The 18,699-nt window shown below is 61.9% G+C and carries 18 protein-coding genes; 15 read left to right on the top strand and 3 right to left on the bottom strand.

Annotated features, from left to right (window positions below; all coding sequences use genetic code 11):
* Both GTP46_RS23970 and GTP46_RS23965 read left to right on the top strand, forming a co-directional pair.
* Complete coding sequence (locus GTP46_RS23970) at window positions 1-1,461, top strand: sensor histidine kinase (RefSeq protein WP_161009145.1); 1,461 nt, start codon at window positions 1-3, stop codon at window positions 1,459-1,461.
* A gap of 25 nt (window positions 1,462-1,486) precedes the next feature.
* Complete coding sequence (locus GTP46_RS23965) at window positions 1,487-1,828, top strand: ribonuclease E inhibitor RraB (RefSeq protein ID WP_161009144.1); 342 nt, start codon at window positions 1,487-1,489, stop codon at window positions 1,826-1,828.
* A gap of 2 nt (window positions 1,829-1,830) precedes the next feature.
* Here GTP46_RS23965 and GTP46_RS23960 read toward each other — a convergent pair whose 3' ends face one another.
* Entirely contained in the window at window positions 1,831-3,714 is a 1,884-nt protein-coding gene (locus tag GTP46_RS23960) for a methyl-accepting chemotaxis protein (protein WP_161009143.1), read from the bottom strand.
* Between the two features lie 136 nt (window positions 3,715-3,850).
* On the opposite strand from GTP46_RS23960, the gene GTP46_RS23955 reads away from it, so the two are divergent.
* From GTP46_RS23955 to GTP46_RS23940, 4 genes are all read left to right on the top strand, one after another.
* A complete protein-coding gene (locus GTP46_RS23955; RefSeq protein WP_161009142.1) occupies window positions 3,851-5,272 on the top strand; it encodes a sensor histidine kinase in 1,422 nt (473 codons plus the stop codon).
* Window positions 5,262-5,831 carry a hypothetical protein gene (locus GTP46_RS23950; protein WP_161009141.1) on the top strand — a complete coding sequence of 190 codons (570 nt, stop codon included), beginning with the start codon at window positions 5,262-5,264 and terminating at the stop codon, window positions 5,829-5,831. The genes GTP46_RS23955 and GTP46_RS23950 overlap by 11 nt, the downstream gene beginning before the upstream one ends.
* Entirely contained in the window at window positions 5,828-7,228 is a 1,401-nt protein-coding gene (locus GTP46_RS23945; protein WP_161009140.1) for a sigma 54-interacting transcriptional regulator, read from the top strand. The genes GTP46_RS23950 and GTP46_RS23945 overlap by 4 nt, the downstream gene beginning before the upstream one ends.
* Before the next feature lie 169 nt (window positions 7,229-7,397).
* On the top strand, window positions 7,398-7,718 hold the full coding sequence (locus GTP46_RS23940) for a BON domain-containing protein (RefSeq protein WP_161009139.1): 321 nt from the start codon (window positions 7,398-7,400) through the stop codon (window positions 7,716-7,718).
* 95 nt (window positions 7,719-7,813) lie between these two features.
* Here the strand turns inward: GTP46_RS23940 and GTP46_RS23935 are convergent, their stop codons facing one another.
* On the bottom strand, window positions 7,814-9,136 hold the full coding sequence (locus tag GTP46_RS23935) for a homoserine dehydrogenase (protein WP_161009138.1): 1,323 nt from the start codon (window positions 9,134-9,136) through the stop codon (window positions 7,814-7,816).
* Between the two features lie 34 nt (window positions 9,137-9,170).
* A complete protein-coding gene (locus GTP46_RS23930) occupies window positions 9,171-10,403 on the bottom strand; it encodes a pyridoxal phosphate-dependent aminotransferase (RefSeq protein WP_161009137.1) in 1,233 nt (410 codons plus the stop codon).
* A 174-nt stretch (window positions 10,404-10,577) separates the two neighbouring features.
* Here GTP46_RS23930 and GTP46_RS23925 point away from each other — a divergent pair, with 174 nt between their 5' ends.
* The 9 genes from GTP46_RS23925 (at window position 10,578) to GTP46_RS23885 (ending at window position 18,673) form a co-directional block, all read left to right on the top strand.
* The gene (locus GTP46_RS23925) at window positions 10,578-10,970 is read left to right on the top strand and encodes an Mth938-like domain-containing protein (protein ID WP_161009136.1); all 393 of its coding nucleotides are present in this window, start codon (window positions 10,578-10,580) and stop codon (window positions 10,968-10,970) included.
* Window positions 10,970-12,631 carry a glycosyltransferase family 39 protein gene (locus GTP46_RS23920; RefSeq protein WP_161009135.1) on the top strand — a complete coding sequence of 554 codons (1,662 nt, stop codon included), beginning with the start codon at window positions 10,970-10,972 and terminating at the stop codon, window positions 12,629-12,631. Before GTP46_RS23925 ends, GTP46_RS23920 begins: the two co-directional genes overlap by 1 nt.
* Window positions 12,632-12,648: 17 nt before the next feature.
* Window positions 12,649-13,020, top strand: a complete 372-nt coding sequence (locus GTP46_RS23915) for an SMR family transporter (RefSeq protein WP_161009233.1) — start codon at window positions 12,649-12,651, stop codon at window positions 13,018-13,020.
* Between the two features lie 62 nt (window positions 13,021-13,082).
* On the top strand, window positions 13,083-14,219 hold the full coding sequence (locus GTP46_RS23910; protein WP_161009134.1) for a DegT/DnrJ/EryC1/StrS family aminotransferase: 1,137 nt from the start codon (window positions 13,083-13,085) through the stop codon (window positions 14,217-14,219).
* Window positions 14,216-15,238, top strand: a complete 1,023-nt coding sequence (locus GTP46_RS23905; protein WP_371869740.1) for a glycosyltransferase — start codon at window positions 14,216-14,218, stop codon at window positions 15,236-15,238. The genes GTP46_RS23910 and GTP46_RS23905 overlap by 4 nt, the downstream gene beginning before the upstream one ends.
* Window positions 15,231-16,157: a formyltransferase gene (locus GTP46_RS23900; protein ID WP_161009133.1), complete on the top strand. Its 927-nt coding sequence runs from the start codon at window positions 15,231-15,233 to the stop codon at window positions 16,155-16,157. Before GTP46_RS23905 ends, GTP46_RS23900 begins: the two co-directional genes overlap by 8 nt.
* A 23-nt stretch (window positions 16,158-16,180) precedes the next feature.
* On the top strand, window positions 16,181-17,233 hold the full coding sequence (locus GTP46_RS23895) for a bifunctional UDP-4-keto-pentose/UDP-xylose synthase (RefSeq protein ID WP_161009132.1): 1,053 nt from the start codon (window positions 16,181-16,183) through the stop codon (window positions 17,231-17,233).
* Between the two features lie 21 nt (window positions 17,234-17,254).
* Entirely contained in the window at window positions 17,255-18,199 is a 945-nt protein-coding gene (locus GTP46_RS23890) for a polysaccharide deacetylase family protein (RefSeq protein WP_161009231.1), read from the top strand.
* 18 nt (window positions 18,200-18,217) lie between these two features.
* Window positions 18,218-18,673 (top strand): peroxiredoxin, encoded by a 456-nt coding sequence (locus GTP46_RS23885; protein WP_161009131.1) that lies wholly within the window; start codon window positions 18,218-18,220, stop codon window positions 18,671-18,673.
* Window positions 18,674-18,699: the final 26 nt, after the last annotated feature.

The following is an 18,699-nucleotide window of genomic DNA, read 5'->3' as shown; positions in this document are numbered from 1 at the left end:
ATGCCGCTGCTGCCCGCCCTCGCCCGCCGCCTCGGCATCGGCCCCGGCGCCGCGCCGGGCAGCTTGCGCGGACAGCTGCTGCGATGGCTGCTCGGCCCCTTGCTGATACTGGTCGCACTCAACACCTTCTCGGTCTACCGCAACGCGCTGGACGCCGCCGATACCGCCTACGACCGCTCCCTGCTGGCCTCCACCCGCGCGCTAGCCGAACGCGTCTCCGTAGTCGAAGGCAAAGTGGTAGCCGACGTGCCTTACGTCGCGCTGGACAGCTTCGAAACCGATACGCTGGGCCGCATCTACTACAAAGTAACCGACATCACCGGCGAAACCGTTTCGGGCTACGGCGACCTGCCGCCGGTACCGGCCAACGTGCCGCGCTCGGAAGCCTATCCGGCGCTGGTGCGCTTTTACCACGCCAACTACAACGGCCAGCCGGTGCGCATCGCCGCGCTGCTGCAGCCGGTGTACGACGACTCCATGCGCGGCATCGCGCTGATACAAGTCGGCGAAACGCTGGAAGCCCGCCGCGTACTCTCCAACAAAATCCTGTTCGACACCCTGCTGTGGCAAGCCTTGCTGCTGGCCGCAGTGGCGCTGCTGGTGTGGTTCGCCGTGCGCCTCGTGCTGCAACCGCTGATGCGCCTGAAAATCGCCGTCGAAACGCGCGGCCCGAACGACGCCTCCGACGTCGATCCAACGCTGGTGCACAAGGAAGTGCGCCCGCTGGTCGCTGCCTTGAACAGCTCCCGCTCGCGCATGCACATGCTGATCAACAGCCAGCGCCGCTTCATCGCCGACGCCTCGCATCAATTACGCACGCCGCTGACCGTCTTGAAGACGCAAGCCGAACTAGCACTGCGCGAATGCGACAAAGCCAGCAACGATCCGGACGCACTGCGAGAAATCGTCCGCAGCATGGCTAACACCACCGACTCCACCGTCAACCTGGCTAACCGCTTGCTCACGCTGGCACGCATCGAACACCGTGCAGAGGACAGCACCACGCCAGTCTCACTGCGCGAGACCGCGCGCCAGGTCGGCCTTGAGCAGGCCATCGCCGCCGTCAACAAAAACATCGACCTCTCGCTGGAAGCCGACCAAGAAGGCATAGTGCAAGGCCAAGCCCTGCTTCTACACGAAATGCTGGCCAACCTGGTCGACAACGCCCTGCGCTACACGCCACAAGGCGGAGCCGTCATCCTGCGCGTGATAGAAGATGCCAACGGCACCACGCTGGAAATCGAAGACAGCGGTCCGGGCATCGCAGCAACGGAACGAGAGCGCGTCTTCGCTCCCTTCTACCGCGCCACCGCCACGATGGAAATCAATCCGGCCGGACATGGTCTCGGTCTCGCCATCGTGCGCGACATCGCCACCCTGCACAACGCCGCCATCACATTGGAAGACGCCTCCACCAGCAACGGCCTGAAAGTACGCATCTCCTTCGGCGCGGTAAAATAGCGGCCTAACCGTCAAGGATCAAGAAATGATTACCAAAGAAGAAATGGTCGCGCTGTTCGCCGACATGAAGCAAAACGCCCCGTGGGATATCACCAAGCCGCTGCTGTGGGGGTATTTCTTTGCCGATGCCGACAAGGCCAAGCTGGAAGCTGCAGCGACCGCGCTGCAGGCCAAGGGCTACCAGTTCGTCGGCATCTACGACTCCAAGCCGGAAGCCGGCAATGCCGCGCTGTGGTGGCTGCACATTGAAAAAGTCGAAAAGCACACGGTCGACACCCTGCACGCCCGCAACCAGGATTTCTACAAGTTCGCCGAAGAACAGCAGCTGGAATCCTACGACGGCATGGACGTCGGCCCGGCGCAATAATCCTATCGGCGAGCGTCATCCAGTTTAAACACGCTGACCACCTGCTGAAGATTAGCCGCCTGCTCCTGCAATGATCCTGCAGCGGCGGCGGCCTGCTCCACCAGCGCCGCGTTCTGCTGCGTAGTGCCGTCGATATCGGTAACGGCCAGATTGACTTGTGCGATGCCCGAACTCTGTTCGCGGCTCGCTGCCACAATCTCGCCCATGATGCCGGTCACCTGCTGCACCGAGGTCACCACTTTGCTCATGGTCGCTCCGGCTTCGTCCACTAGCTTGCTACCGGCATCGACCTTCTCCACCGAGTCGTTGATCAACTCCTTGATCTCCTTGGCCGCACTGGCCGAGCGCTGCGCCAGCGTGCGCACTTCCGATGCTACCACCGCAAAGCCGCGTCCCTGTTCGCCGGCACGTGCCGCTTCCACCGCAGCATTCAGCGCCAGGATATTGGTCTGGAACGCAATGCCATCAATGACGCCAATGATGTCGACAATCTTGCGCGAGCTATCCTTGATCGACTCCATCGTCTGCACCACGCGCCCCACCACCGCGCCACCTTCCGATGCAATGCCCGCCGCCGACTGCACCAGCTGGTTGGCCTGCTGCGCGTTGTCGGCATTCTGGTTCACGGTGGCCGTCAGCTGTTCCATCGCCGATGCCGTCTGCTCAAGGCTGGAGGCCTGCGCCTCGGTGCGCGCCGACAGGTCCAGGTTACCGCTGGCGATTTCGCTGGACGCCGTGGCTATCGTTTCCGTGCTATCGCGCACTTTACGGATAGTGTTATTGAGCGACGCAACGAAGCGGTTAAAGCCATCCGCCAGCGCGCCCAGTTCATCCTGGCTTTCGACCGGCATACGGCGGCTCAAGTCACCATTGCCGTCGGCGATCTCGCCCAGCATCTGCGCCGCGCGCGCCACCGGCGCAGCAATCGCCGCACTCACCAGATACACCACGAACAAGCCGATACCGCCGCCCACCAGTCCACCAATCAGCGCCGACACCGTGAGCGAACGCGTGACCTGCCCCAGCACCTCGGCCTCCGGCACCTCCGCAATCACGTACATATTCAGCTCCGGCACAAACGACGCGGCCACCAGCCGCTTGCCGTCCGGTGCGGAATAGCTGTCGCTGGTGTAGCGATCGGATCCCAGCAGCTTGCCGATCAGCGCCGCGTCAAAGCCAGGCAGGTCTTTCATATTGTGCTTGCCATCGGCCAGCGCCGCGTCGCGATGGATAATCAGCGTGCCGTTCTGCCGCACCAGATACACAAAGCCGGACTGCCCGACCTTGTAGCCGCGAATGGTCTCGGCCAGCTTATCCACCGCCAGCCCCACGCTGGTGGTGCCGATCTTGCCGTCGCCGGCATCGAAGCGCGTGTTGACGAACACGTTGTAGGTCGCGCTGCCGACTTCCTTGTCCAGATTGAGCGTGTACGGCTTGCCGGTGGCGAGGAAGCCGTAGAACCACTGATCGCCGGAAGCGCCCTTGTCCAGCGTGCGCTTGTAACCGTTGTGATCGAAGTATTTGCCAGTGGCCGCCGACACCCACGACACCGACGCCGCGCCGGTCAGCTTGCGGATGTTTTCGGCGTAGGCCTTCCACGCCGCCTGTCCCTCGTCGGGCAGGCCGGCTTTTTCCCAGTTCAGCAAAAAGGTGTTGGCGGCGATGGCGCTGGCTGCAGCCAGCGGCACGGTGATCTGGCGCTGGATATCGTTACGGATCTCGCCCACCTCGGCCGGCAGCTCCTGCGTGATGACGCGCTGGCGGATGGTATTGCCGGTCATGACCACGCTCAGCGTCGCCGAGATGGCGCCAAACAGCAGCAGGCAGAACGCCATGCTCAGCAGCAGCTTGTTACGGATCGACAGCCTGTTCAACAAATTCGACATAACGCCTCCCTTGCCCCGGAGAATCCAGCGTAATCGAAACCCGTAGCGGAAGGCAACAAGTTCCGGCCAATCGTACAGGCCATCGCGGCTATTTAGCCATATGATTTGATCAACTTAGCCTATTTCTACCTAGACGATGCTTACGAAACTGTCGTTTCGGCAGCTGCTGCTGGGCGTCTTCCTGCTGATCGCCGTGCTGCTCAGCGCCGCTTCGCTGCACGCGCTGTGGACGCTGGACCGGCTGGCTGCCCACAGCCGCGACAGCGGACGCCACGCACTGGCCCTCACCGAACACACCCAGCAACTGGCCGAACGCAGTGTCGCCATGAGCCGCAGCGCACGCCAATACCTGGTGCTGGACGATCCTGCCTTCCTCAAGCGCTACGCCGACACCTGGCGCGACGCGCAAGCCTCGCTCGACGAAGTCGCCGCAGCCCTGCCCTACACGCCGGCCTCGCTGTTCGAGCGCTGGCGCCAGTCCGGCCAGCAAGCGTGGGACATCTTGCAAACGCCGCCGCGCCAGCGCAGCGCAGCCCGCCAGCAGCTGGAAAAAGTGCTGGCGGCGCTGCCGGCAGTGAACCAGTTGCTGGCCGACGAAGTCAAACAGGAAGTCGATCGCCGCAACGGCGAGCTGCTCACCGAGCTGGACCAGCGGCGCGCTGTGCTGAAGGCGCAAGTGATAGCCTCCATTGTGCTGGGCGCGCTGCTGGCGGGCGGCGTCGGCCTGTGGCTATCGCGGCCGCTGGCGCAAATCGAGCAGGCCATCGATACGCTGGGCGAGAACCGCTACGACCAGCCCATCGCCGTGCGCGGCCCGAACGATTTGCAGCGCGTCGGCCAGCAGCTGAATTGGCTGCGCCAGCGGCTGGCCGACCTTGAAGCGGACAAGGCGCGCTTCCTGCGCCACATTTCGCACGAGCTGAAGACGCCGCTGGCGGCGCTGCGCGAAGGCGTAGCCTTGCTGGAGGACGGCGTGGCCGGCGAGCTGTCGCCCGACCAGCGCGAGATTGCCGCCATCCTTAACCAGAACACGGTGGCCTTGCAGTCGCAGATCGAGGCGCTGCTGCGCTACAACGCCGCCGCCTTCGACGCCCAGCGCCTGCAGCGCCAGCCGGTCGATATGAACAACCTGCTGGCGCAAGCCATCGAGGGCCAGCGCCTGCAGTGGCAAGCAGCACAACTGACGGTGGTGACCGAAGGCCAGGCCAGCCCCATCGCCGTCGATGCCGACAAGATGGCAACGGTGGTGGGCAACCTGCTGTCCAACGCCGTGCGCTTCAGTCCGACCAACGGCCTGATCAGCTTCCGCCTCGGCGAACTGAACGGCAAGCTGCTGCTGGAATGCAGCGACCAGGGACCGGGCGTGGCGGCCGAGGATGCGGCCCGCATCTTTGAACCGTTCTACCAGGGACAGCGCCAGCCGCCCGGCGCGCGGCGCGGCAACGGCATTGGCCTGTCCATCGTGCATGAATATGTCGCCGCGCATGGCGGCGTTTTACAACTACTGCGCTCCGAACGGGGTGCGCTATTCCGGATTGAACTGCCTTATGAAAGCTAATCTCTGTTGGTTGGTGCTGGCCTGCCTGCTGGCCGCCTGCACCGTGAACCCGCCCAAGCCGGCGCCGGAACCGCCACCACCGCCACCGCCGCTGGTGCAAATCGTCACGCAGCCAGCGCCGCCCGATGAAATCGGCCCGCTGCTCAGCTATCACCAATCGTTGCGGCGCATGAGCCAGGGCGAGCTGCTGAAGGAATTGAGCGGCCTCGGCCTGCAACAGCGCAGTCCGCGCGTGGCGCTGCAAATGGGCATGGTGTTGATGCTGACACGCGGCAGCGGCGACCTCGCGCGCGCCCAAGCCCTGCTCGACGGCATCGCTAGTTCGACCGATGCCGACACCGCGCCGCTCCGCCCGCTGGCGCAACTGCTGTCCAGCAACTGCGCCGAAACGCGCCGCGTGGCCGACCATGCCGACAAGCTGGCCACGCAACAAAAGGAAAACCAGCGCCGTATCGACCAGCTCAACGAAACGCTGGAAGCGCTGAAAACCATCGAGCGCACGCTGCCAGTCCGCCCGACGCCGACGCCCACACCGCCGCCGCCGCAGGTGAACAAATGAGCCCGCAACAAGGGCTAGGCGCGCACCTGCTGCTGGTCGATGACGACGACGATCTGCTGCGCCTGCTCTCGATGCGCCTGAGCGCCAACGGCTACCGCGTCACTGCCGTTGGCAGCGCCGAGGCTGCATTGGCGCGGCTATCGATAGAGCTACCGCGTCTGGTAATCAGCGACATCCGCCTGCCGGACCGCGACGGCATGGCGCTGTTCCAGGAAATCCGCCGCAGCCATCCTGCCCTGCCGGTGATCCTGCTGACCGCGCACGGCACCATTCCAGATGCGGTGGAAGCTACCACCCTCGGCGCTTACGCCTACCTGACCAAGCCATTCGACGCCAAGCTGCTGCTGGAACGCATCGCTCAAGCGCTGAGCCTGGCAGCGCCAGCCGCACGTACTACCGACGGCGATGAGCAATGGCGCGCCGCCATCATCAGCCGCAGCCAGTGCATGGACGAACTGCTGGCCGAAGCGCGCCTGGTGGCCGCCTCCGACGCCAGCATTTTGATACGCGGCGAAAGCGGCACCGGCAAGGAGCTGCTGGCCCAAGCCATCCATCGCGCCAGCCGCCGCGCCAAAGCGCCCTTCATCGCCGTCAACTGCGGGGCGATTCCGGAGGCGCTGCTGGAATCGGAATTATTCGGCCACGTCAAAGGCGCTTACACTGGCGCGCTGTCCAGCCGCGAAGGCTTGCTGCAAGCGGCAGACGGCGGCACCCTATTCCTCGACGAAATTGGTGACATGCCCTTGCTGCTGCAAGTGAAGCTGCTGCGTGTGCTGCAAGAGCGCGTAGTACGCCAGCTGGGCTCGGATGTGGGACGGCCAGTCGATGTGCGCATCTTGTCCGCTACCCACCGCGACCTCGACGCCGCCATGCACGAAGGCCAGTTCCGCGAAGACTTGTACTACCGCCTCAACGTCATCACGCTGACCTTGCCGCCGCTGGCACAGCGTCGCGAAGATATCGCGCCGATGGCGACCCAGTTCCTGCAATCGCTGGCCAGCAAATACGACAAGACCGTACGCGGCTTTGCACCGGATGCGCTGGAAGCACTGACCACCTCGGCCTGGCCCGGCAATGTACGCCAGCTGTACAACGTGGTCGAGCATGTTTGCGCGCTGGCGACAGCGCCGCTGGTGCCCTTGTCGCTGGTGCAGCGGGCCTTGCGCGTACCCTCGCTGGAGGTATTGAGCTACACCGAGGCGCGCCGCCGCTTCGAGCGCAATTACCTGGTACAGCTGCTCAAACTCACCGACGGCAACGTGGCCGACGCCGCCCGACTGGCCGAGCGCAACCGCACAGAGTTCTACCGCCTGCTGCAAAAGCACGAGCTGGACGCCAGCTTGTTCCGGGGCGATGTCGCCATCGAGCGACAAGACGAACCGCTTAAAAATCAATGACTTAGCTTACGGCGGCAGGTTCGTGTCGCCGTTTCCCGACAAATTCCTGCCCATTTTCGGCAACATGGCCGAAAGATAAATATAAGTCGTTGAATATTAAGGTTAAATTTTCCTGGCACGCAGTTTGCAAAGAGGTGTGTACCCTCAACTGAAAATAAGGAAGCACATCATGACCATCAACAAACTGATCGCCCGCCTGATGATCGCCGCAGCCGCCCTGAGCGCAACCGGCGCCGCCTTGGCCCAGCAGGAAGGTGCCTTGGCTGGCGCGGCCAAAACCAGCAGCGCGACCGCCGATGAAGCAATCACCAGCAAGATCAAGGCTTCGTTGACTGATCAAAAGCAAATTGGCGTGACCACCGCTGACGGTGTGGTAACGCTGAGTGGTACCGTGGCCAGCACGGATGCAGGCACCAAGGCTATCCAGGTGGCGTCGGCTGTGCCGGGTGTGAAGGAAGTGAAAAGCGAACTGACCGTCGCTTCGAAGTAGGCAGCAGCTAGTAGTAGCCGCTCCGTTAACCCCTTTTTCCGGGCAGTGTGCGTAGACACTGCCCGGCTTTTTTACGTCTGGGCTTAGCGCAAGTCTTAGCTCAGGTTTTCCAAACGGATCTTGGTGACGGCGCCGCACACGGTCGACAGGCCTTCCATCTTGGCGATGGCAGCAGTGACGTGTTTCTCCTGCGTCTGGTGCGTCAGGAAGATGATGTCGGTGCGGGTTTCGCCGTCCGCCGGTTCCTTCTGCAGCATGGCGTCGATCGAGATGCCAGCATCGGCCAGGATGCGCGTCAGGTCGGCCAGTACGCCCGGCTGGTCGCTCACGTTCATGCGCAGGTAGTAGCTGGTGGTGACTTCCGACATCGGCAGGATCTCGATGTTGGTCATCTCGTTCGGCTGGAACGCCAGGTGCGGTACGCGGTGCTCAGGATCTGCGGTGGCCAGGCGGGTGATGTCCACCAGGTCCGCAATCACGGCCGACGCAGTCGGCTCCGAGCCTGCGCCCTTGCCGTAGTAAAGCGTGGCGCCAACAGCGTCGCCCTGCACCAGCACGGCGTTCATCGCGCCTTCCACATTGGCGATCAGGCGCTTCGATGGAATCAGGGTCGGGTGCACGCGCAGCTCCACGCCTTCCTTGCCGTTGACCTTGGCGCGCTTGGCGATGCCCAGCAGCTTGATGCGGTAGCCCAGCTGTTCAGCGTAGCGGATGTCCACGGCGTTCAGCTTGGAGATGCCTTCCACGTGCGCCTTGTCGAACTGCACCGGAATACCAAAGGCAATCGCCGACATGATGGTGGCCTTGTGCGCCGCGTCCACGCCTTCGATGTCGAAGGTCGGGTCGGCTTCAGCGTAGCCCAGTTCCTGTGCCTGCTTCAGCGCGGTGGCGAAATCCAGGCCCTTGTCGCGCATCTCGGACAGGATGAAGTTGGTGGTGCCGTTGATGATGCCGGCCAGCCAGTCGATGCGGTTGGCGGTCAGACCTTCGCGCAGCGCTTTAATAATCGGGATGCCGCCGGCTACAGCCGCTTCAAACGCGACCATCACGCCCTTGGCTTGCGCTGCGGCGAAAATCTCGTTGCCGTGCACGGCCAGCAGCGCCTTGTTGGCGGTGACCACGTGCTTGCCGTTTTCAATCGCCTTCAGCACCAGCTCGCGCGCCTGCTCGTAGCCGCCGATCAGTTCGACGACGATATCGATTTCCGGGTCGTTGACGATGTCCATTGGATTCGCCACCACGGCCACTTTGCCGCCGGTGCGCGTCCTAGCGCGCTCGAGGTTGCGGGCCGAGACGGCCACTACTTCGATGTTGCGGCCGGCGCGGCGGCGGATTTCTTCCTGGTTGCGTTCCAGTACGTCAAACGTACCACCGCCGACATTGCCGACGCCTAACAGGCCTACTTTGATTGGTTTCATATTCGTGTTTCCAGAGATCGGTACTTATCGGTACTTAGAAGCTGGCGCCGTGGCGCTTGCGGTAGCTTTCCATAAACTTGGCCATGCGGCCAAAAGCTTCCACCATATCGTCCGAGTTCGGCAGGAACACGACGCGGAAGTGATCCGGCGCGATCCAGTTGAAGCCGCTGCCCTGGACGATCAGCACTTTGGTTTCGGCCAGCAGCTCATATGCGAATTGCTGGTCATCCGCGATCGGATAAATCTTCGGATCGAGGCGTGGGAACATGTACAGCGCCGCTTTCGGCTTGACCACGCTAACGCCCGGAATCTCGGACAGCAGCTGGTAAGCCAAATCGCGTTGCTTCAACAGGCGCCCGCCCGGTGCTACCAGGTCGTCAATCGACTGGTAGCCGCCGAGTGCAGTCTGGATCGCAAACTGCCCCGGCGCGTTGGCACACAAGCGCATCGAGGCCAGCATGTTGAGGCCCTCAATGTAATCTTTTGCGTGCGATTTTTCGCCCGACACCACCATCCAGCCGGAACGGTAGCCGCAGGCGCGGTAATTTTTCGACAGACCGTTGAAGGTCACAAACAGGAGATCGTCCGCCAGCGAGGCGATCGACACGTGCTGGGCGCCGTCATACAGCACCTTGTCGTAGATTTCATCAGCGTAGATGATCAGGTCGTGCTGGCGCGCCAGCTCAATGATCTGCAGCAGCAGCTCGACCGGGTACAACGCGCCGGTTGGATTGTTCGGGTTGATCACCACGATCGCGCGCGTGTTCGGCGTGATCTTGCGGCGCATGTCTTCAATATCCGGATACCAGTCCTGCTGCTCGTCGCAGATATAGTGCACCGGCTTGCCGCCGGACAGGCTGACCGCCGCAGTCCACAGCGGATAGTCGGGCGCCGGCACCAGCACTTCGTCGCCGTTGTTGAGCAGCGCGTTCATCGACATCACGATCAGTTCGGAGGCGCCGTTGCCGAGGTAGATGTCGTCGATAGCCACGCCGCGGATATTCTTGCCCTGGGTGTAGTGCATCACCGCCTTGCGCGGCGCAAACATGCCCTTGGAGTCGGTATAGCCGGCCGCATTGGACAGGTTGATTTTCATGTCCTGCACGATCTCGTCCGGCGGATCGAAGCCGAATACGGCCAGATTGCCAATATTCAACTTGGTGATCTTATGGCCTTCTTCCTCCATTTGCCGGGCTTTTTCTGGCACCGGACCGCGGATCTCGTAGCAGACCTCCGCCAGTTTGTTCGATTTTTGAATCGGTCGCAAAATAAAATCCTGTTTATGTAAGGCAAACTTCTCTGACCTGCCAAAACACCCGGCGCCGGCCCGTGCTGCAATGCGAAAAGAACCATTCTGCCGAAAGGCCTTGATTTAATCAACCTTTCATCTTTAAAACGCTACAATGATGCTTCTTTTGCCGTTTAAATACCGTTTCCTGCCATGAAGCTCCACCAAAGCGATACCCAGAAATACCAGACTGTCACCGGCTACGATGAAACCGGGGTCGAAATCAATGCCGAGCGCTACAACTACAGCCTGATCGTGCTGCCGGAAACTCCCGCGCGCGCGTGGAATGCGCCCTCGTTTGAAGCCCTGACCGTGGAGCACTTCGACCTGATCGGTCAGGACAGCCCGGACGTGGTCATCCTCGGCACCGGCGCCAAGCAGCGCTTCATCCATCCCAAGCTGACCGCCGCGCTGACCATGCGCCGCATTGGCGTGGAATGCATGGACAGCCAGGCCGCCTGCCGCACCTACAACATCCTGATGGGCGAGGGCCGCAAGGTCACGCTGGCCCTGGTAATCGACGCTAACGAGGGCAAAAGCGCCTGATGAACGACCTGTATAACTCTAAAAAATTCGTCTGGGGACTATTGGCGGTATTCACCATCGTGTGGCTGTACGTGCTGGGCATCCGCACGCTGGTGCCGCCTGATGAGGGCCGCTACGCTGAAATGGCGCGCGAGATGTGGGCCAATGGCGATTGGATCACCACCCGCCTGAACGGCATCAAATACTTCGAGAAGCCGCCACTGCAAACCTGGATGAACGCCCTGTCGTTCGGCCTGTTCGGCTACGGCGAGTGGCAGGCGCGCCTGTGGACCGGCCTGTGCGGCCTGGGCGGCGTGATCTTCACCGGCTACGCCGCAAGCCGCGTGTTCAGCGCCCGTGCCGGCTTCTACGCCGCACTGGTACTGGGCTCCAGCCTGTTCTGGGTCGCTTCCGGCCAGATCGATTCGCTGGACATGAGCTTGTCGGGCATGATGACCATCGCCCTGTGCGGCCTGGTAATCGCCCAGCACGACGGCGCCACGCCATCCGAACAACGCAACTGGATGCTGGTCTGCTGGGCCGGCATGGCGCTGGCGGTGCTGGCCAAGGGCTTGATCGGCCTGGTGCTGCCGGGCGCGGTGCTGGTGTTGTACAGCGCCCTGTCGCGCGACCTCGCCATCTGGAAGCGCCTGCATCTCGGCAAAGGCCTGCTGCTGTTCTTCGCCATCGCCACGCCATGGTTTGTGCTGGTGGCCCTGAAGAACCCGGAGCAGCCGCACTTCTTCTTCATCCATGAACACTGGGAACGCTTCTTCCTCAAGACCCACCACCGTGAAGGCGCCTGGTACTACTTCCTGGTCATGCTGATCCCGGGCCTGATGCCATGGCTGGGCGTGGCGCCGCAAGCGCTGCTCAACGGCGTCAAGCGCGAGCAGCAGGCCGTGTTCCAGCCCAAGCTGATGCTGGTGATCTGGGTTGTGTTCATCACCTTCTTCTTCAGCTACTCCAGCTCCAAGCTGCCGGGCTACATCCTGCCGGTTTTCCCGGCAATGGCCATGCTGAGCGCGGTCTACCTGGAAAACGCTTCGCGCCTGCAGCGCACCATCGCCGCCGGCCTGCTGATCGTGGTCGGCGTAGCCGGCCTGGCCGCCGTGCCGCAGATGGCCCACATGGCAGTGCGGCATCCGGAAGAACGCGTGCTGCTGGAAGCCTACCAGCCGTGGGTGCTGACCGCCGCCATCATCGCCACCGCCGGCGGCGCGCTGGCGCTGCTGCATGCGCGTCAACTGCGCCGCGACCTCAGCGTGCTGACGCTGGCCATCGCCGGCTTCCTGTCGGTGCAACTGATCCTGACCGGCTTTGAACCGTACGGCAAAATGCGCGCCGGTAAAGCGCTGGCGATGAAAATGCTGCCGGAACTGAAGCCGGACACCAAGATCTACTCGGTGGCCACCTACGAACAGTCGATGACCTTCTACCTGAAGCGTACCGTGATCCTGGTCGACTACTGGGACGAGTTCACCTTCGGCCTGCGCCAGCAGCCGGAGCTGTCGATCCCGACGCTGGACGGCTTCGTCGCCCAGTGGCAGCAGCACAGTGCCGACAACGTCAAGGCGCTGGCCATCATCAGCAACGAAGCCTATGAGACCCTCAAGGCCAAGGGCGTGACCATGCGCGTGGTAGCGGAAGACACCCGCCGCCTGGTCATTACCAATCTGTAATGAATAAAACCATCAAGATGAATATTGCAACTTTTAGTTTCATTGTCACCGGCGTGCTGCTGAATGCGGTAGCCCAGCTGCTGCTGAAGGCCGGCGCCCGCAACGTCGGCGAAATCCACCTGACCTTGAACAATCTGTTCAGCGTCGGCTGGCGCGTTGCCACCCAGTTGCCCATTATCGGCGGGCTGACTTGCTATGTGCTGTCAGTGGTGCTGTGGATTATTGCGCTGTCGCGCGTCGATGTGTCCGTAGCGTACCCTATGCTGTCGCTGGGCTACGTGGTCACGGCTTTCGGCGCCTGGTACCTGTTCGGCGAAGCGTTGTCGGTGCAGCGTCTGCTTGCCATTTTCGTCATCCTGGCGGGCGTGGCGTGGCTGGCGCGTACCTGACGAACACTTTAGAATTGCGCCCATACGATTTATTACAAAAATACTAGCGAGCACACCACCTCATGAGTGACCTGCCCTTCCTGCCTTTTTCCAAGCCTACGATAGACGAGGCCACCATTACCGCCGTCGGCGAAGTCCTGCGTTCGGGCTGGATTACCAGCGGCCCGAAAGTGGCCGCGTTTGAAGCCCAGATGTCGGAATACTTCGGCGGCCGTCCGGTCCGCACCTTCAACTCCGGCACCTGCACCATGGAGATCGCGCTGCGCATCGCCGGCATCGGTGCTGGCGATGAAGTGATCACCACCCCGATTTCGTGGGTCGCCACGGCCAACGTCATCATCGAAGTGGGCGCCACGCCGGTGTTTGCCGATATCGACCCGATCACCCGCAACATTGACCTCGACAAGCTGGAAGCAGCGATCACCCCGCGCACCAAGGCCATCATCCCGGTCTACCTGTCCGGCCTGCCGGTCGACATGGACCGCCTGTACGCCATCGCCAAAAAGCACAATCTGCGCGTGGTGGAAGATGCGGCGCAAGCCTTTGGCTCGGAATGGAAAGGCCAGCGCATCGGTGCGTTTGGCGACTTCATCTCGTTCAGCTTCCAGGCCAACAAGAACATCACCACCGGCGAAGGTGGCGCACTGGTCCTGAACAATCTGGAAGAAGCCAAGCTGGCCGAGAAGTATCGCCTGCAAGGCGTGACCCGCAGCGGCGTGGACGGCATCGACGTCGACGTCCTGGGCGGCAAATACAATATGAGCGACATCATGGCCGCCATCGGCCTGGGCCAGTTCGCCAATATTGAAAAGATCACCGCGCACCGCCGCGCGCTGGCACGCCGCTACTACGAGCAGTTTGGCGCTGATTTCGAAGCCCAGTCCGGCGCGCAGTTGCCGCTGCAAGCCTTCGACAGCAGCAACTACCACCTGTTCCAGATCATCCTGCCGGACACCGGCCCGACCGCCCGCGCCGACTTCATGAACGCGCTGAAAGACCGCTTCAACATCGGCACTGGCTACCACTACGCGCCGATTCATTTGTTCACCATGTACCGCGAACGCGGCTTCAAGGAAGGCATGTTCCCGGTCTCTGAGAAGATCGGCCGCCTGACCGTGACCCTGCCGATGTTCTACGCCATGACCACTGCCGACGTCGACCGCACGGTCGCCGCCGTGAAAGCGATCCTGATCAAATGACCGCGATGCTGACTATGCACCCCAAGCCGGAAGTTTCCGTCGTCATCCCGATCTACAACGAGCAGGCCGGCCTGCAGTCGCTGTTCGACCGCCTGTACCCGGCGCTCGACAAGCTGGGCACCAGCTACGAGATCGTGTTCATCAACGACGGCAGCCGCGACAACTCGGTGTCAATTCTGGCCGAGCAGTTCCGCCTGCGCCCGGACGTCACGCGCGTAGTGCTGTTCAACGGTAACTACGGCCAGCACATGGCGATTTTGGCCGGCTTTGAAGCGTCGCGCGGCGAGATCATGATCACGCTCGACGCCGACCTGCAAAATCCGCCGGAAGAAATCGGCAACCTGGTGGCCAAGGTGCGCGAAGGCTACGACTACGTCGGCTCGATCCGCCGCAAGCGCCAGGATTCGGCGTGGCGCACTTACGCGTCCAAGGCCATGAACCAGCTGCGCGAGCGCATCACCAACATCAAGATCACCGACCAGGGCAATATGCTGCGCGCCTACGGCCGCAATGTGATCGACCTGGTCAACCAGTGCGCCGAGGTGAACACCTTCGTGCCGGCGCTGGCCTACCGCTTCTCGCGCAACCCGACTGAAATCATGGTCGAGCACGAAGAGCGCGCAGCCGGCGAATCGAAGTACTCGCTGTACAGCCTGATCCGTCTGAACTTCGACCTGGTCACCGGCTTCTCGCTGGTGCCGCTGCAGTTCTATTCCATGATGGGCATGCTGATGTCCATCATCTCCGGCCTGCTGGTGACGGTGCTGCTGGTACGCCGCCTGTTCCTGGGCGCGGAGGCGGAAGGCCTGTTCACCCTGTTCGCGATTGCGTTCTTCTTCATGGGCGTAATCTTGTTCGGCATCGGTTTGCTGGGCGAGTACGTGGGCCGTATCTTCCAGCAAGTACGCGCGCGTCCGCGCTACGTGGTGCAGACCATCTTGCAGCAGAAGCCGGCAGATCTGATCGACATGCCGCCACCGGGCGTGGAAAAACGTACGGTGGGCCGTCCGCATGACTGATCTCACTCCACGCAAACGCGCCGTCGTCTTCGGCTACCACAACGTTGGTGTGCGCTGCTTGAAAGTATTGCTGGCCGGCGGCGTGGATGTCGCGCTGGTGGTCACGCATGAAGACAACGCCAGCGAAAACATCTGGTTCGAATCGGTGATTTCGCTGTGCCAAAGCGAGGGCATCCCCTACATCACTCCAGCCGACGCCAAGTCGCCGGAGCTGCTGGAGCAGGTCAAGGCCGTCCAGCCGGACCTGATGTTCAGCTTCTACTACCGCAACATGCTGCCAGCCGAACTACTGGCGGTAGCGCCGGCTTTCAATATGCACGGTTCGCTGCTGCCGGAATTCCGCGGCCGCGCGCCGGTCAACTGGGCGGTGCTGCACGGCGCTACCGAAACCGGCGCCACCCTGCATGAAATGACTGTCAAGCCGGACGCCGGCGCCATTGTCTCGCAGATGGAAGTGCCGATCCTGCCGGACGACACCGCGCACGAAGTATTCGGCAAAGTGCAGGTCGCGGCCGAGCAGGCGCTGTGGCGTGTGCTGCCGTCGCTGCTGGGCGGCACGGCGGTGCGTCGGCACAACGACCTGAGCAAGGGCGGCTATTTCAGCGGCCGCAAGCCGGAAGATGGCCGCATCGACTGGAGCCAGCCGGCCCAGCAGGTGTACAACCTGCACCGTGCCGTGGCGCCGCCGTATCCAGGCGCTTTTACCGACGTCGGCGGGGTGCGCTACGTGATCGAACGCGCCCGCTTCCGTGATCATTTAAGCAACGATTTTTGTCGCAGTTTGCCACTAGGCTTGACCGTGGTAGATAATTGCATCTTTGGCGTGTGCGGCGATGGTCGCGCGCTGACGATTTCTGCACTGACGGCAGACGGTGTACCGGTCACTGCCCAACAATTACAAGCCCGCCTGGCGGCATAAGAACATTCTTTGGAAACCACAACATGAAAAAAGTACTCATCCTGGGCGTTAACGGCTTTATCGGCCACCACCTGTCGAAGCGCATTCTGGAAACCACCGACTGGCACGTGTACGGTATGGACATGAGCACCGACCGTATCACCGACCTGCTGGAAAATGAATCCTACAAGTCGCGCATGCACTTCTTCGAAGGCGACATCACCATCAACAAGGAATGGGTGGAATACCACGTCAAGAAGTGCGACGTGATCCTGCCGCTGGTGGCGATCGCTACCCCGTCGACCTACGTCAAAGCGCCACTGCGCGTGTTTGAACTGGACTTCGAAGCCAACCTGCCTATCGTGCGTTCGGCTGCCAAGTACGGCAAGCACCTGGTATTCCCATCGACCTCGGAAGTGTATGGCATGTGCCACGACGAAGAGTTCGATCCTGAGAACTCGGAACTGATCTGCGGCCCGATCAACAAGCCGCGCTGGATCTACTCCAACGCCAAGCAGCTGATGGACCGCGTGATCTGGGGCTACGGCATGGAAGGCCTGAACTTCACCCTGTTCCGTCCATTCAACTGGATTGGCGCTGGTCTGGATTCGATCCACACCCCGAAAGAAGGTTCGTCGCGCGTGGTGACCCAGTTCTTCGGCCACATCGTCCGTGGCGAGAACATCTCGCTGGTGGATGGCGGCGCGCAAAAACGCGCGTTCACCGACATCGACGACGGCATCGACGCACTGATGAAAATCATCGAGAACAAGAACGGCGCGGCGACCGGCAAGATCTACAACATCGGTAACCCGGTCAACAACTACTCGATCCGCGAACTGGCCAACATGATGCTGGAACTGGCGCCTAAGTACCCTGAGTACGCCGACGGCGCAGCCAAGGTCAAGATCGTTGAGACCACCTCGGGCGCGTACTACGGTTCGGGCTACCAGGACGTGCAAAACCGCGTGCCGAAGATCACCAACACCTGCGAAGAGCTGAACTGGAAACCGACCACCACCATGGCCGACGCCCTGAAGAAAATCTTCGACGCCTACCGCAGCCAGGTAGCCGAAGCGCAGAAACTGGTGGACTAAGCATTGGTCAATAAACCACTGATGGTGTTGAAGATCGACGTCGACACCTACCGCGGCACCCGTGAAGGCGTTCCCAACCTGGTACGTATGTTGAAAGCGCACCAGGCTGGCGCAACCTTCCTGTTCTCGCTCGGTAAAGACCACACCGGCTGGGCGATGCGCCGCGCGCTGCGTCCCGGCTTTTTCAGCAAGGTCTCGCGCACCTCGGTGGTAGAGCATTACGGCTTCAAAACCCTGATGTACGGCGTGCTGCTGCCCGGCCCGGACATTGGCAAAAACTGCGCCGCTGAAATGCGCGCCGTGCAGGATGCCGGCTTTGAATGCGGCATCCACACCTGGGACCACGTCCTCTGGCAAGACAACGTCGCCAAGCGCGACGCTGGCTGGTCGCAAGCCATGATGCGCAAGGCCGCCGCCCGTTTCACGCAAGTGTTCGGCGTGGCCCCGCGCACCCACGGCGCCGCCGGCTGGCAGATGAATAACGGCGCTTTCGCCGAGCATGACAGCGCCGGCTACGGCTACGCCTCCGACGGCCGCTGCGTGCTGAACCCCGACGGCTCGCTGGCCAATCCAGCCAACGGTCCGCACCGTTTGTCCGACGGCGCCAAGGTGCTCAAGCACATCCAGATGCCGACCACCCTGCCAACGCTGGACGAAATCCTCGGTTGCGAGATCGATGGCGTCACCATCAGCACTGCCAACATCGCCGCCTTCCTGCTCAAGCTGACTGCGGGCGCCACGCGCGACCACGTTTATACTTTGCACGCAGAACTTGAAGGCCAGAAACTCGCCCCCATCTTCGAGCAGTTATTGGCAGGATGGCAAGCGCAGGGATACCAACTGGCGTCGATGGCCGACTACTATCAGAAGATCCAGCACCTGCCGATGCCTGTTTGTCCCATCACCTGGGGCGAGCTGCCGGGACGTTCGGGCCAGCTGATCATCCAGGGCGCCGCCCTCGCCTAAACCCTTCAGGAGACGCCTGTGGCTGACGTAGTAAGCAATTTTTCCGCCCCCATGACCAGCGGCCAGACCTTTGAACTGGGCGGCCGCCCGGCGCGCTACACCGTGCTGTTCTTCTACCCGAAGGACAACACCCCAGGCTGCACCACCGAGAACATGGCCTTCCGCGACCTGCATGAGCAGTTCCTCGAGGCCGGCGCCGAGATCTATGGCGTCAGCCGCGATTCCCTGCGTTCGCACGAAGGCTTCAAAACCAAACTGGGCCTGCCGTTTGAACTGATTTCCGACCCTGAAGAAGCCGTCTGCCAGCAGTTCGGCGTCATGAAGATGAAGCAAATGTACGGCAAGACCGTGCGCGGTATCGAACGCAGTACGTTTGTGATTGACGCTAACGGTCAATTGGTGAAAGAATGGAGAGGCGTGAAGGTAGCGGGTCACGTCGATGAAGTGCTGGAATTTGTAGCGCGTCAGGCCTGAGTTATCAGGATCGTTGTTGGGATGCG

Origin of the sequence: Duganella flavida, assembly GCF_009857445.1 — a bacterium.
Taxonomy (GTDB): Bacteria; Pseudomonadota; Gammaproteobacteria; order Burkholderiales; family Burkholderiaceae_D; genus Rugamonas; species Rugamonas flavida.
Note: the sequence above shows the minus strand (reverse complement) of the source record. Positions and strands in the feature narration are given on the sequence as shown.